The organism is Roseicella sp. DB1501, from assembly GCF_013112485.1.
Taxonomy (GTDB): domain Bacteria; phylum Pseudomonadota; class Alphaproteobacteria; order Acetobacterales; family Acetobacteraceae; genus Paracraurococcus.
In genome coordinates this window covers 289,492-302,633 of sequence record NZ_JABFHG010000004.1, presented here as the reverse complement: position 1 = coordinate 302,633, position 13,142 = coordinate 289,492, and the positions used below count along the sequence as shown (strand labels likewise).

Here is a 13,142-nt window from a genome sequence, read left to right as displayed (position 1 = left end):
GCACAGGCCCCCCCCCTGCAAGCCGCTCCGCCTGACGATGCATCAATCCCTGGCTCGCCTTATACTCGCGCGATGCCCTTCGACGCCCAGACCACCGCCTCCTCGGCCCGCCGCACCTCGCCCGATCCGCGGCCCGTCGCGCTCTGGCTGCTCACCGTCGCCGGCATGGTCTGGATCATGGTGGCGCTCGGCGGCGCCACCCGGCTGACCGGCTCGGGCCTGTCGATCATGGAATGGGCGCCGCTCTCGGGCGCCCTGCCGCCGCTCTCCGAGGCGGAATGGAACCGGCTCTACGCGCTCTACCAGACCATTCCGCAATATGCGCTGGTCAACCAGGGCTTCGGCCTGGCGGGGTTCAAGAGCATCTTCTGGCTGGAATGGACGCATCGGCTCTGGGGGCGGCTGATCGGCCTCGCCTTCGCGCTGCCGCTCGCCTGGTTCTGGCTGCGCGGCCAGATCCCCGCCGGGTACAAGAGGCGCCTGCTGCTGCTGCTGCTGCTCGGCGGGCTGCAGGGGGCGGTCGGCTGGTTCATGGTCGCCTCGGGCTTCGAGGCGGACCGCACCGCCGTCTCGCCCTACCGCCTCGTCGTGCATCTCGGCCTGGCGCTCGGCCTCTATGCCGCGCTGCTCTGGACCGGCCTCTCGCTGCTGCGGCGGCCGGGCGAGCCGCATCCGGCCTTCGGCTCCCTGCGCCGGCAGGTCAAGGCGGCGGCCTGGCTGGTGGCGGCGGCCATGCTGGCGGGCGGCTTCGTCGCCGGCATCAAGGCCGGCCTCGACTACAATACCTTCCCGCTGATGGACGGGCGCCTGGTGCCGGAGGGCTACTGGCGGCTGGAGCCGGCCTGGCGGAACCTCACCGCCAATATCCCGGCGGTGCAGTTCAACCATCGCCTGCTGGCGACGCTCGCGGCCCTGGCCGCCATCGGCGCCGCCCTCGCCGCCTGGCGGCGCCTGCCCGCCGGCCCGGCGCGCCGCGCCTGCCTCGGCCTCGGTGCCGCGACCTGTCTGCAATACGCCCTCGGCATCGCCACCCTGCTGCTGGTGGTGCCGGCCTGGCTCGGCACGCTGCACCAGGCCTGCGCCGTGCTGGTCCTGACCGCCGCCCTCCTCGCGCTGCACGCCCTGCGAGCCCCGTCCCCGGGCGCGCCCCGGAGACCGACATGACAGATCCCGGGGCCGCCGAAGCGGCTCTCGCCGCGCTCGCGGCGCTGCCGCAAGCGGTCTGGGTCTTCGGCCCGGATCACCGGCTCCGCCTGGCCAATGCCGCGGCCCGGGCAATGGCCGGCGCCGCGGTGGCGGCGCTGCCGCCCGGCACCCCCTACGCCACCCTGGTCCGGACGCTCGCCGGACACGGCTTCTACGGCGAGGGCGACCCGGATGCCCTCGCCGCGGCGCAGCACGACCTCGATCCCAGCCGGCCCGGCCAGCAGCGCATCCGCCGCGCCGATGGCGGCAGCCTCGACCAGTCGGTCCTGCCGCTGCCCGCCGGCGGCTTCCTCCTCATCTGGACCCCCGCCACCACCGAGGCGGCGACCGAGCGGCTGCACGCGCTGGAGGCCATGCGGCACGGCGTCGTCCTCTACGATGCCGAGGCGCGCCTCGTCGCCGCGAACGCGCTCGGCGCCAGCTACAGCAGCCTCGGCCCGGCCGACATGCTCCCCGGCCGGCCGCTCGCCCATATGCTCGAGCTGCAGCGCCAGGCCGGCGCCTTCGGGCCGGAGCCCGCGGCGACGGCGCAGATGCGGGCGCTGCTCGCGCTCGACCGCCGGCAGCGGCACACCTACCGCCGGACCACGCCGGATGGCCGCACCCTCGACGTGCATTCGGCCCCGACCGCGGATGGCGGCTTCGTCGTCACCCATACCGACGTCACCGATCTCGTGCGGGCACAGGACGTGGCGCGCGAGCGGGCGGCGCAGCTCCAGGCCATGCAGGACGGGATGCGGCACGGCATCGCCCTGTTCGGCCCCGACCGGCGGCTGAGCATCGCCAACCGCCTCGCCGCATGCCTGCTCGGCGTGCCGGACGAGACGCTGCGGCCGGGCCTGACGATCGAGGAGATCGCGCAGTTGCAACTGCGCCAGGGCGTCTTCGGCGAGGGGGCGGCGGCGGAGGCCGAGGCGCGGGCCGTCGTGGCGCGCGACCGCAGCCTCATCCATCCGCTGCGCCGGCGCATGCGCGACGGGCGGCTGATCGACAGCATCTCCGATCCGACACCGGATGGCGGCTTCGTCGTCACCTGGACCGACGTGACGGCGCGCGTCGAGGCGGAGGCCGCGGTGGCGGAGCACGCGGCGGTGCTGCAGGCCATGCTCGACACCATGCGCATCGGCGTCGCGCTCTTCGGCCCGGATCACCGCTACCGCGCCGGCAACCGCCTGGCCAGCACCCTGGCCGGGCTGCCGGAGCCGATCGCGCCCGGCACCAGCTTCGAGACGCTGGCGACGGCGCAGCGCCGCCACGCCGTCAGCGGCGACCCGCGGATCGACGACAGCATGACCGCGAAGGCCCTCGCCGCCGACCGCTCGCGCCCACAGCAGCATGTGCGGCCGACGCGCGACGGCCGGATGCTGGAGGTCTTCTCCGACCCCCTGCCGGATGGCGGCTTCGTCGTCACGCTCAACGACATCACGCCCCTGGCGCGGGCGGAGGCGGAGGCGAAGCAGCGCGCCGCCACCCAGGCGGTGATGCTCGACGTCATCCGGCACGGCATCCATCTCTTCGGGCCGGACCGCCGGCTGGTGGCCGCCAACCGGCTCGGCGCAGTGCTGAGCGGCGCCCCGGCGGAGCACCTGCAACCCGGCATCGCGCTCGAGCAGGTGCTGCGGCTGCAGCAGGCGGCCGGGGTCTTCGGACCGGAGCCGGAAGGCGAGGCGATGGTGCAGCGGCTGCTGACCATCGATCGCGGCCAGCCCTATGTCGCGCGGCGCCGGAGCACGGATGGCCGGCTGATCGAGGTGGTCTCGGACCCGACGCCGGATGGCGGCTTCGCCGTCACCTTCTCGGATGTCTCGGCCCTGGCGGCGGCGGAGGAGGCGGCCGCCTCCCGGGCCGGGATCCTGCAGACGGCGCTCGACAACATGCGTCACGGGCTGCTGATCTTCGACCGCGACCGCCGGCTCCTCGCGGCCAACAGCCTCGCCGCCGAGCTGTCGGATCTGGGGCCGGAGGACATGCGGCCCGGCACCCGGCTCGACGACCTGATCCGCCGCCAGCATGCCGACGGGCATTTCGGCCCGGAGCCCGAGGCCACCGCCATCATGCAGCGCATCCTGGAGGCGGACCGCACGCGGCGCGGCCGGCGGCTGCGGCGGCAGCCGGACGGGCGGCAGATCGAGGTCTGCACCGATCCCACGCCGGATGGCGGCTTCGTCATCAGCTTCACCGACGTCACCGCCCGGGCCGAGGCCGAGGCGGAGGCCAAGCGGCGCGCCGCCATGCTGCGCGACGCGCTCGACAGCATGCGCCACGCGCTGGTGCTCTTCGGCCCGGATCGCCGGCTGCTGACCGCCAACCGGCTGGCCGGGCCGGATTTCCACCTGCCCCCCTTGCAGGACCGTGCCGGGATCACCTTCGAGGCGATGGTGCAGGAGCAGCTGGAGGCCGGGCGCCTCGGCACCGGCGCCGCGGCCGAGGCGGACCGCGACAGGATCCTCGCCGAGGATCGTAGCCGCCCGCTCCGCTATCGCCGGCGGCAGCCGGACGGCAAGGTGATCGAGGTCGGCTCCGATCCCACGCCCGATGGCGGCTTCGTCATCACCCATACCGACGTGACCGACCTGGCGCGCGCCCAGGCCGAGGCGCTGGAGCGGGCGGCGACGCTGCAGCTCATGCTCGAGACCATGCGGCATGGCATCGCGCAATTCGACCGCGACAAGCGGCTGGTGACGGCGAACCGGCTCGCCGCCGAGCTGAACGGCATCGACCCGGCGATGCTGCGCCCGGGCGTACATGCGGGGGAGCTCGCCCTCGCCGCAGTCCGCGCCGGCCTGGTGACGGAGGAGGAGCGGCAGGCCGGGCTGCGGGAGGATTACAGCCGGCCGCTGCGGCGCATGCGCCCCCATACCGATGGCCGCGTCATCGAGATCGCCGTCGATCCGACGCCGGATGGCGGGTTCGTCGCCACCTACAGCGATGTCACCGCGCTGATCCGCGCCGAAGCGGAGGCGAGCCGGCGGGCCGCCGTGCTGCAGGTGATGCTCGACAACATGCGGCACGGCATCTGCTACTACGGGCCGGACCGGCGGGTGATCGCCGCCAACGCCCTGGTCGCCGAACTCGGCGGCTATACGCTCGATCAGCCGCTGGTCGGCACGCTGCTCGACGACCTGATCGCGGCCCAGCTCCGGCACGGCACCGTCGGCGGGGATGCGCGGAGCACGGCCGAGATGGCGCTCCGGCTCGACCGCAGCCGCCCGACCCGCTACGTCCGCCCCGACGTGCAGGGCCGGGTCATCGAGGTCACCTCCGACCCGACGCCGGATGGCGGCTTCGTCGTCACCCTGACCGATATCAGCCCCCTCGCCCGCGCCGAGGCGGAGGCGCAGCACCGGGCCGGCCTGCTGCAGGTCATGCTCGACAACATCCGCCACGGCATCGCGCTGTTCGACCGGGAGGGGCGGATCCAGGCGGTGAACCCCGTCTTCCTCGCCCTGCTCGATCTGCCGGCATCGGTGATGGCCTCCGGCGGCAGTTTCACGGAGTTCATCGAGTACCTGGAGGCCCGCGGCGACTACGGCCCCGGCGAGGCGGGCCGGGCCGCGGCGGCGCGGTTGAAGACGCTCGACCGCCGCCTGCCGCACCGCAATTCCCGCACCCGACCCAACGGCGTGGTGCTCGAGGTCGCCTCCGACCCGGTGCCGGATGGCGGCTGGGTGCTGGCGCTGACCGACGTCACCGAGGACCGCCGCATCCGCGCCGAGCTCGAGGGCGCCAAGAACGCGGCGGAGGCGGCGAGCCGCGCCAAGTCGCGCTTCCTCGCCACCATGACGCACGAGCTGCGGACGCCGCTGAACGCGGTCATCGGCTTCGCAGAGGCCTTCGCCGCCGATCCGCATCCGGTGCGCGGCCCGGATTACGTCCGGTCGATCCACGAGGCGGGGCGGCACCTGCTCTCTCTCATCGACAACATCCTCGACGTGACGCGGGCGGAGACGACGGGCTTCGCCATCATCGAGGGCGAGGTGGCGGTGATCCCGCTCATCGAGAGCGCGGTCCGGGTCATGCAGGGCGCTGCCGCCGCGGCCGGGGTGAGCCTGCAGGCGGCGCTGCCGCCCGCGCTACCGCTGCTGCAGGGCGACGAGCTGCGGCTGCGGCAGGTGCTGCTCAACCTCGCCTCGAACGCCGTGAAGTTCACCCCGCGCGGCGGCTCCGTCACCCTCTCGGCCATGGTCGAGGAGGAAGGGCTGGTGATCCGGGTGGCCGACAGCGGCATCGGCATGCGGCCGGAGGACATCCCGCGGGTCTTCGAGCCCTTCAGCCAGCTCGATTCCTCCCTCGCCCGCCGCTTCCCCGGCTCCGGCCTTGGCCTATATCTCTCGCGGGCCCTGGCCGAGGCGCAGGGCGCGGCGCTGACGCTCGAGAGCACCCCCGGCATCGGCACCACGGCCGTGCTGCGCTTCCCGAAATCCCGCCTGCTGACCTCCGTCGCCGCCTGAGCGGCCCGCCAGAAGGAAGACCGCCATGCCGCTCGACACGCCGCTCTCCGTCACCGATCGCCTGTTCTTCGCCACCGGCGGGCCGGCCGGGCTCGACCGCGACGGGGCCGGACGCATCCTGCGCCAGGCGCTGGACGGCGCCGATGACGGCGAGCTCTTCCTCGAATATCGCGAGAGCGAGATGATCTCGCTCGATGACGGCCGCATCCGCTCGGCGAGCTTCGACGCGTCGCGCGGCTTCGGGCTGCGCGCCGTCGCCGGCGAGGCGGCGGGCTACGCGCATGCCGGCGAGCTGTCGGAGCCGGCGCTGCGGCGGGCAGCGGAGACGGTCGGCGCGGTGCGGCAGGGCCATTCCGGCACGCTCGACCTCGCGCCGCGCGCGACCAACGCCCGGCTGTACGAGGATGCGAACCCGCTGGCGCTGCTCGACTTCGCGGCCAAGACGCGGCTGCTCGGCGAGATCGACGCCTATGCCCGCGGCCGCGACCCGCGCGTCGCGCAGGTGATGGCGAGCCTCGCCGGCGAGTGGCAGGCGGTGCAGATCCTGCGCCCCGACGGCAGCCGCGTCGCCGATATCCGCCCGCTGGTGCGGCTCAACGTCGCCGTGGTGGTGGAGCAGGGCGGCCGGCGCGAGACCGGCAGCCACGGCATGGGCGGCCGCTTCGACTATGCCCGCATCGTCGCCGAGCCGGTCTGGCAGGGGGCGGTGGAGGAGGCGCTGCGCCAGGCGCTGCTGAACCTCGACAGCGTCCCCGCCCCGGCCGGCGAGATGGAGGTGGTGCTCGGCCCGGGCTGGCCCGGCATCCTGCTGCATGAGGCGATCGGGCATGGGCTGGAAGGCGACTTCAACCGCAAGAAGACCTCGGCCTTCGCCGGCCTGCTCGGCCAGCGCATCGCCTCGCCGGGCGTCACGGTGATCGATGACGGCACCATCCCGGACCGCCGCGGCAGCCTGACCGTGGATGACGAGGGCACGCCGACCAATCGCACCGTGCTGATCGAGGACGGCGTGCTGGTCGGCTTCCTGCAGGACCGGCAGAACGCCCGGCTGATGGGCGTGGCGCCGACCGGCAACGGCCGGCGGCAGAGCTACGCCCATATCCCGATGCCGCGCATGACGAACACCGTGATGCTCGGCGGCGCGCATGCCCCGGAGGAGATCCTGCGCAGCGTGAAGCGCGGCCTCTATGCGGTGAATTTCGGCGGCGGGCAGGTCGACATCACCTCGGGCAAGTTCGTCTTCTCCGCCTCCGAGGCCTATCTGATCGAGGATGGCCGGCTGGGCGCGCCGGTGAAGGGCGCGACGCTGATCGGCAACGGGCCGGACAGCCTCACCAAGGTGGCGATGATCGGCAACGACATGGCGCTCGATCCCGGCATCGGCACATGCGGCAAGCAGGGCCAGGGCGTGCCGGTCGGCGTCGGCCAGCCGACGCTGAAGCTGGCGGGGCTGACGATCGGCGGCACGGCGGTATGATCCGCCCGGCGCGGCCGGAGGAGGCGCCGCTGCTGGCGGCGATCGTCGAGCGCGCCTACGGCCCCTGGGTGCCGGTGGTCGGCCGCCGCCCCTTCCCGATGGATGACGACTACGCCGCCCGCATCGCCGCCGGCGAGGCCTTTGTGCTGGAGACGGAGGGGGAAATCCGCGGCCTTGTCGTCATCGAGACGCATCCCGACCACCTGATGCTCGATAACATCGCCATCGAGCCGGCGCGGCAGGGCCATGGCGACGGCCGCGTGCTGCTCGACTTCGTCGAGGCCGAGGCGCGGCGCCGCACCCTGCCGGAGGTGCGGCTCTACACCAACGTGCTGATGGAGCGGAACATCGCGCTCTATGCGAAGCGCGGCTATGCCGAGACCGGGCGGGGGCAGGAGAAGGGCTTCGCGCGGGTGTTCATGGCGAAGCGGCTCGGCTGAAGGCCACCGGCCGCTCCGGCCCCTCCTACACCTCGGCGTGCAGCAGCGCCTCCGCCGCATTGCCGCCCCAGGCGCGCTCGTAGAGTTGCAGCAGCCGGTCCGCCTGGGTCAGGCCGCTCTCGGCGATCTCCTCGAGCGGCGCGAGATAGACCTCCTCGCCAAGGCCCCGGGCGCGTAGCCCGTCGCGGGCGATGGCCAGCACGTCGCGCGCCACCGCCTGCACCCGCCGGCCGCGGATCTCGGCCGCCAGCGCCTGCCGCGGCACGGCGAGGCGCAGCGCCTGCATCTCCTCCACCGTCCAGTCGCGCACCAGCGCCGCCGCCGCCGCCTGCGCCGCGGCGTCATAGAGCAGCCCGACCCAGAGCGCCGGCTGCGCCACCAGCATCGCCGGGCTGCCGGCATCCGAGCCGCGCATCTCAAGGAAGCGCTTGAGCCGCACATCGGTGAAGGCGGTGGTCACATGGTCGGCGAAGTCGCCGATCGTCGCGCGCTCGCCCGGCAGGATGTCGAGCCGGCCGTCGAGGAAGGCGCGGAAGCTCCGGCCTGACGCATCCAGCCACTTGCCGTCGCGCATGACGAAGTACATCGGCACCTCGAGCAGCCATTCGGCGAAGCGCTCGAAGCCGAAGCCGGGCTCGAAGACCACGGCGGGGATGCCGGTGCGGTCCCGATCGGTGTCGGTCCAGACCTGCGCCCGCATGCTGCGGAAGCCGTTCGGCCGCCCCTCGGTGAAGGGGGAGTTGGCGAAGAGCGCGGTCGCCACCGGCTGCAGCGCCAGCGAGACGCGCAGCTTCTCGACCATGTCGGCCTCGTCGCCGTAGTCGAGATTGGCCTGCACCGTGCAGGTGCGCAGCATCATGTCGAGGCCGAGGCTGCCGACCTTCGGCATGTAGCGCCGCATGATCGCGTAGCGGCCCTTCGGCATCCAGGGCATCTGCTCGCGGCTGTGCAGCGGGTGGAAGCCGAGCGACGCGAAGCCGATGCCGAGCGGCCCGGCCACCTCGTGCACCTCGCGCAGATGCCCGCGCAGCTCGCGCCAGGTCGCGTGCAGGTCCGGCAGCACGGCGCCCGAGAGCTCAAGCTGCCCGGCCGGCTCGAGGCTGATCGAGGCGGCGCCGCGTTTCAGCCCGATCGGGTTGCCGGCATCGAGGATCGGCGACCAGCCCTGGCCTTCCAGCCCGCCGAGGATGCTGCGGATGCCGGCCGCGCCCTCATAGGCCGGGGTCGCCTGGCCGTTGCGGAAGAAGCCGAATTTCTCGTGTTCCGTGCCGACGCCCCATTCCACCCGCGGCTTGCCGCCGGCGGCGAACCATTCGGCGAGTTGCCGCACGGAGGTGATCGGCGTGAGGTCTGCCTCGCCGGGATTCGACATCCTGCCCTTCCATGTCGTCGGGGCCTGGGCAGGACGCCCGGCGCACGATGAGAGTCTCTACCAATCGCCGGCAAGCGCCTGCAGCACCGCCAGCCCCGCCACCGCGGCCGTCTCGGCCCGCAGGATGCGGGGCCCGAGGGAGCCTGTCGAAACAAAGGCACGGCGGCGGAGATCGTCAAGCTCCGCCCGTTCGAAGCCCCCTTCCGGCCCGACCAGCCAGGCCCAGGCGCCGCCCCGCGGCAGCCCCCGCGCCAGGGCGGCGAGCGGCGGCGCCTCGCCCCGCTCGTCGCCGACCAGCAGCGGCGTGCCATCCCATGCATCGAGGAGGGCATGCAAGGGGGCGGCCGGGGCGAGGCGCGGGACCGTCAGCCGCTCGCACTGCTCCGCCGCCTCCTGGGCGATGGTGCCGAGCCGGGCGAGGTTCACCCGGTCGGTGATGCTGCGCCGGGTCAGCACCGGCTGGATGGCGCCGATGCCGAGCTCGGTCGCCTTCTCCACCATCCAATCCATGGCGTCACGCTTCACCGCCGCCACCAGCAGGCGGCAGGCCGGCGCCGGCTCCTGCGCCCGGGTCCGGCGTTCCGGCAGCAGGGCGCAGCGGTCCTTGCGCAGATGCGCGATGCGCCCGGCCCATTCGCCGTCGGCGCCGTTGAACAGCAGCACCGGGTCGCCGGCCGCCCGGCGCAGCACCCCGCCGAGGTAATGCGCCTGGCCCGGGCTGGCGGGGACCTCCCGCCCGGCCTCCAGCGGCTGGTCGAGATAGAGACGCGGGATGGACATGCGGGTCTTTCGCTGGAAGAGAGGCCGCGTACAAGGCCAGGGGTGTAAGGCCAGGGCGATGCAGGGCTACACCGATATCCGCACCCAGGGGCTCGTCGCCCGGCTGCCCGCGGGCTGGCGGCCCTATGCGCTGCTCGCCCGCTTCGACCGGCCGATCGGCTCCTGGCTGCTCTTCCTGCCCGGGCTCTGGGCCTTCGCCATCGCCGCCCCCTCCTGGGCCGAGGGGCTGCGGCTCACCTTGCTCTTCGGCATCGGCGCCGTGGCCATGCGCGGCGCCGGCTGCGTGGTGAACGACCTCTGGGACCGCGACATCGACCGGAAGGTGGAGCGCACCCGCGGCCGGCCGCTCGCCGCCGGCACCGTCACGCCGCGGCAGGCGCTGGCCTTCCTGGCCGGGCTTTGCCTGGTCGGGCTGGCGGTGCTGCTGCAGCTGAACCGTACCGCGATCCTCTTCGGCCTCTGCGCCCTGCTGCCGATCCTGCTCTACCCGCTGGCCAAGCGCGTCACGCACTGGCCGCAGGCGATGCTCGGCCTCACCTTCTCCTGGGCGGGGCCGGAGGGCATCGCCGCGGCGACCGGCCGGCTGGATGCCGCCGCCCTGCTGCTCTGGGCCGCCGGCTTCTGCTGGATCCTCGGCTACGACACGATCTACGCGCATCAGGACCGGGAGGACGATGCCGCGGTCGGCATCGGCAGCACGGCGCTGCGCTTCGGCGAGCGGACCCGGCCCTTCCTCGCCGCCTGCTACGGCGCGACCCTCGCCCTGCTGGCCCTGGCGGGCTGGGCGGCCGGGCTCGCCTGGTTCTACCTGCCGGGACTGCTGCTGCCGGCGGCGCTGCTGGCGCGGCAGGTGATCCGCCTCGACATCCACGACCCGGCCGGCTGCCTGCGGCTGTTCAAGGCGAATCGCGAGGTCGGGCTGGCCATCGCCGCCGCCTTCCTGCTGGGCCGGCTGTGACGGAGGGTCCGCGGCGCGACCCGGCGGCCTTCATCCGCGCCGTGACGGCCATCGCCCGGCCGCCCCTGGTGCCCGAGATCGCCCTGCACCTCGCCACCGAGATCACCCCGATCTGGCAGGCCACCGAGGCCTGGCTGGGCGAGGTGGGGATCGAGCCGCCCTTCTGGGCCTTCGCCTGGCCGGGCAGCCAGGCCATGGCGCGGCTGATCCTCGACGATCCGGCGCGGGTCGCCGGGCGGCGCGTGCTGGACTTCGCCGCCGGCTGCGGCCTCGCCGCCATCGCCGCCGCCCGCGCCGGGGCGGCCCTGGTGGAGGCGGCGGAGATCGATCCGCTCGCCGTCGCCGCGACCCGGCTGAACGCGGCGCTGAACGGCGTCGCGGTCACGGCGCTGGTGGCGGATCTGGTCGGCAGCGTCTCCCCCCGGACCGGCCGCTGGGACCTGATCCTCGCCGGCGATGTCTGCTACGAGGCGCCGATGACCGGCCATATCCTGCCCTGGCTGCGCGCCATGGCGGCGGCCGGCGCCGAGGTCTGGCTGGCCGATCCCGGCCGCGCCTACGTGCCGCGGGAGGGGCTCGCGGCGATGGCGCGCTTCGACGTCCCGGTAACGCGCGAGCTCGAGGACCGCGACAGCCGGCGCGTCACCATCGCCCGGCTGCTGGGCTGAGGCGCCAAGAGGGCGGACCGGTCGCGGTGGATTGAGCCGGCGCGTCGTTGCCGCCGACGCTGCCGGCACTGAACCCGACCCGCCTCCCGGCGTTCGATGGAGCCAAGAGGAGAGGGAAACCTCAACCATGGCCATGACGACCAGTAGCCCGAAGGGCAAGGAACACCCCGAGCAGACCTCCGACGCCAATGTCGAGAGCGGCGTCGAGCAGACCTTCCCGGCAAGCGATCCGGTGTCCAGCACGGCTTCTCAGGGTTCGCGCGCCGTCCCGCTGGAGGAGATGATGCCGGCCACGGGCGCCAGGACGCCGGGGCATGACGACACCACCCTGTCGCTGCGCTTCCCCGACAGCGAGGCGGCGAAGCTGGCGCTGGAAGCCGCGGTGCGCGAGGGCCCGATCGACCGGCGCTGCGCCACCATCGACCTCGATGACGACCGGGTGACGATGCGGCTGGAAGTCCCGCGCGCCGATCGCGACCGCATCGGCGGCCTCCTCCGCAAGCATGGTGGTATGGAGGCCTGACGACAGCCCTGACGGCCGTTGCCCTGCCGCCGTTTTGCCGCGGCAGGCCGTGATGCCTGTTCGACCCCAGGCGAAGCAGGACACCCCCTGGACGCCGCGGGGCGCTAAGCCGGCACGCCCTTGCTGGTGCTGTACTCGAAATGCAGCGCCTCGCCGGGGAAGACCCGCGGATGGATGGCGTGCGCCGCCATCGCCGCCTCCGCGAAGCCTTGTAGGATCAGCTTGAGCTTGCCGGGATAGGTGGCGATGTCGCCGATGGCGTGGATGCCAGGCAGGTTGGTCTCGCAGGTGGCGGGCTGCACCGTCACATGGCTCCGCTCCAGCCCGAGCCCCCATTCGGCGATCGGGCCGAGCTCCATCGACAGCCCGTAGAAGGGCAGCAGGTGGTCGGCCGGCACCGTCTTCGTCTCGCCCTTCAAGGTCGAGAGCACTACCCCCTGCAGCCGCGTGCCGTCGCCCTCCAGCCCGTGCAGCTGGTAGGGGATGGCCATCTCCACCTCGCCGCGCGCCGCGGCGGCATCCAGCCGGGCGGCGCTCTCGGGCGCGGCGCGGAATTTCGACCGGCGATGCACCACCGTGACCTTCGCCGCCACCTCCTTCAGCGACAGTGCCCAATCCACCGCCGAATCGCCGCCGCCGGCGATCACCACCCGCTTGCCGCGGAAATCCTCCCGCCGCGCCACCAGGTAGCGCACCGCGCCCGAGGCCTCGTAGCCCGGCAGCCCCTCGAGCGGCGGCCGGTTCGGCCCGAAGGCGCCAGCCCCGGCGGCGAGGATCACCGCCTTGGCCTTGATCACGTCGCCGGCGCTGGTGCCGAGCTCCCACTCGCCCTCCAGCCCGCGCAGCCGCTCCACCCGCCGGCCGAGCAGGTAGAGCGGGGTGAAGGGGGCGGCCTGCGCCTCCAGCTTCTCGATCAGCGCCGCGCCGTCGATCTGCGGATGCGCCGGGATGTCGAAGATCGGCTTCTCCGGATAGAGCGCGCTGCACTGGCCGCCGATCGCGTCCAGCGCATCGACCACCACGCAGCGCATGCGCAGCATGCCGCATTCGAAGACCGCGAAGAGGCCGACCGGCCCCGCGCCGATCACCGCGACATCGGTCTCGACCGTCACGCCAGAGGTCCGCCCAGAGGTCAGCATGTCATCCGCTCCCGCCATGCCCGGCGTCCCGCCTGCCGAAAGCGGGGGTCATAGCCTGCACAGGGGATGGCTGGAACCTCCGGCGCCCAGATGCGCCCCGTACAGCGCCCCCGTACAGCGCTCCCGCA

The 13,142-nt window shown here is 73.5% G+C and carries 10 protein-coding genes; 7 read left to right on the top strand and 3 right to left on the bottom strand.

Going from position 1 to position 13,142, the window contains the following annotated elements:
* The first annotated feature begins 72 nt into the window (after positions 1 to 72).
* The 4 genes from HJG45_RS10335 to HJG45_RS10320 are packed head-to-tail and all read left to right on the top strand — an operon-like array spanning position 73 to position 7,574.
* Entirely contained in the window at positions 73 to 1,164 is a 1,092-nt protein-coding gene (locus HJG45_RS10335) for a COX15/CtaA family protein (RefSeq protein WP_171612047.1), read from the top strand.
* A complete protein-coding gene (locus HJG45_RS10330; protein ID WP_171612046.1) occupies positions 1,161 to 5,657 on the top strand; it encodes a PAS-domain containing protein in 4,497 nt (1,498 codons plus the stop codon). Before HJG45_RS10335 ends, HJG45_RS10330 begins: the two co-directional genes overlap by 4 nt.
* Positions 5,658 to 5,682: 25 nt before the next feature.
* Entirely contained in the window at positions 5,683 to 7,134 is a 1,452-nt protein-coding gene (tldD, locus tag HJG45_RS10325) for a metalloprotease TldD (protein WP_171612045.1), read from the top strand.
* A complete protein-coding gene (locus HJG45_RS10320; protein WP_171612044.1) occupies positions 7,131 to 7,574 on the top strand; it encodes a GNAT family N-acetyltransferase in 444 nt (147 codons plus the stop codon). Before tldD ends, HJG45_RS10320 begins: the two co-directional genes overlap by 4 nt.
* A gap of 25 nt (positions 7,575 to 7,599) precedes the next feature.
* Here the strand turns inward: HJG45_RS10320 and HJG45_RS10315 are convergent, their stop codons facing one another.
* Together HJG45_RS10315 and HJG45_RS10310 are read right to left on the bottom strand one after the other, a co-directional pair.
* Positions 7,600 to 8,946, bottom strand: coding sequence for a glutamate--cysteine ligase (locus HJG45_RS10315; RefSeq protein WP_171612043.1), 1,347 nt, complete (start codon positions 8,944 to 8,946; stop codon positions 7,600 to 7,602).
* Between the two features lie 57 nt (positions 8,947 to 9,003).
* Positions 9,004 to 9,726: a 16S rRNA (uracil(1498)-N(3))-methyltransferase gene (locus HJG45_RS10310; protein WP_171612042.1), complete on the bottom strand. Its 723-nt coding sequence runs from the start codon at positions 9,724 to 9,726 to the stop codon at positions 9,004 to 9,006.
* A 58-nt stretch (positions 9,727 to 9,784) separates the two neighbouring features.
* Here HJG45_RS10310 and ubiA point away from each other — a divergent pair, with 58 nt between their 5' ends.
* The 3 genes from ubiA to HJG45_RS10295 all read left to right on the top strand — a co-directional run bounded on the left by ubiA (position 9,785) and on the right by HJG45_RS10295 (position 11,875).
* Positions 9,785 to 10,684, top strand: coding sequence for a 4-hydroxybenzoate octaprenyltransferase (gene ubiA, locus HJG45_RS10305; protein ID WP_171612041.1), 900 nt, complete (start codon positions 9,785 to 9,787; stop codon positions 10,682 to 10,684).
* Positions 10,681 to 11,352 carry a 50S ribosomal protein L11 methyltransferase gene (locus HJG45_RS10300; protein ID WP_171612040.1) on the top strand — a complete coding sequence of 224 codons (672 nt, stop codon included), beginning with the start codon at positions 10,681 to 10,683 and terminating at the stop codon, positions 11,350 to 11,352. Before ubiA ends, HJG45_RS10300 begins: the two co-directional genes overlap by 4 nt.
* A 133-nt stretch (positions 11,353 to 11,485) precedes the next feature.
* Positions 11,486 to 11,875, top strand: a complete 390-nt coding sequence (locus HJG45_RS10295; protein WP_171612039.1) for a hypothetical protein — start codon at positions 11,486 to 11,488, stop codon at positions 11,873 to 11,875.
* A gap of 104 nt (positions 11,876 to 11,979) precedes the next feature.
* Here the strand turns inward: HJG45_RS10295 and HJG45_RS10290 are convergent, their stop codons facing one another.
* Entirely contained in the window at positions 11,980 to 13,032 is a 1,053-nt protein-coding gene (locus tag HJG45_RS10290) for an NAD(P)/FAD-dependent oxidoreductase (RefSeq protein ID WP_254452417.1), read from the bottom strand.
* Between the last annotated feature and the right edge of the window lie 110 nt (positions 13,033 to 13,142).

Coding starts and splice junctions, on each gene's coding strand:
- HJG45_RS10335 (WP_171612047.1), top strand. CDS start 73: ATGCCCTTCGACGCCCAGACCACCGCCTCCTCGGCCCGCCGCACCTCG.
- HJG45_RS10330 (WP_171612046.1), top strand. CDS start 1,161: ATGACAGATCCCGGGGCCGCCGAAGCGGCTCTCGCCGCGCTCGCGGCG.
- tldD (WP_171612045.1), top strand. CDS start 5,683: ATGCCGCTCGACACGCCGCTCTCCGTCACCGATCGCCTGTTCTTCGCC.
- HJG45_RS10320 (WP_171612044.1), top strand. CDS start 7,131: ATGATCCGCCCGGCGCGGCCGGAGGAGGCGCCGCTGCTGGCGGCGATC.
- HJG45_RS10315 (WP_171612043.1), bottom strand. CDS start 8,946: ATGTCGAATCCCGGCGAGGCAGACCTCACGCCGATCACCTCCGTGCGG.
- HJG45_RS10310 (WP_171612042.1), bottom strand. CDS start 9,726: ATGTCCATCCCGCGTCTCTATCTCGACCAGCCGCTGGAGGCCGGGCGG.
- ubiA (WP_171612041.1), top strand. CDS start 9,785: ATGCAGGGCTACACCGATATCCGCACCCAGGGGCTCGTCGCCCGGCTG.
- HJG45_RS10295 (WP_171612039.1), top strand. CDS start 11,486: ATGACGACCAGTAGCCCGAAGGGCAAGGAACACCCCGAGCAGACCTCC.
- HJG45_RS10290 (WP_254452417.1), bottom strand. CDS start 13,032: ATGGCGGGAGCGGATGACATGCTGACCTCTGGGCGGACCTCTGGCGTG.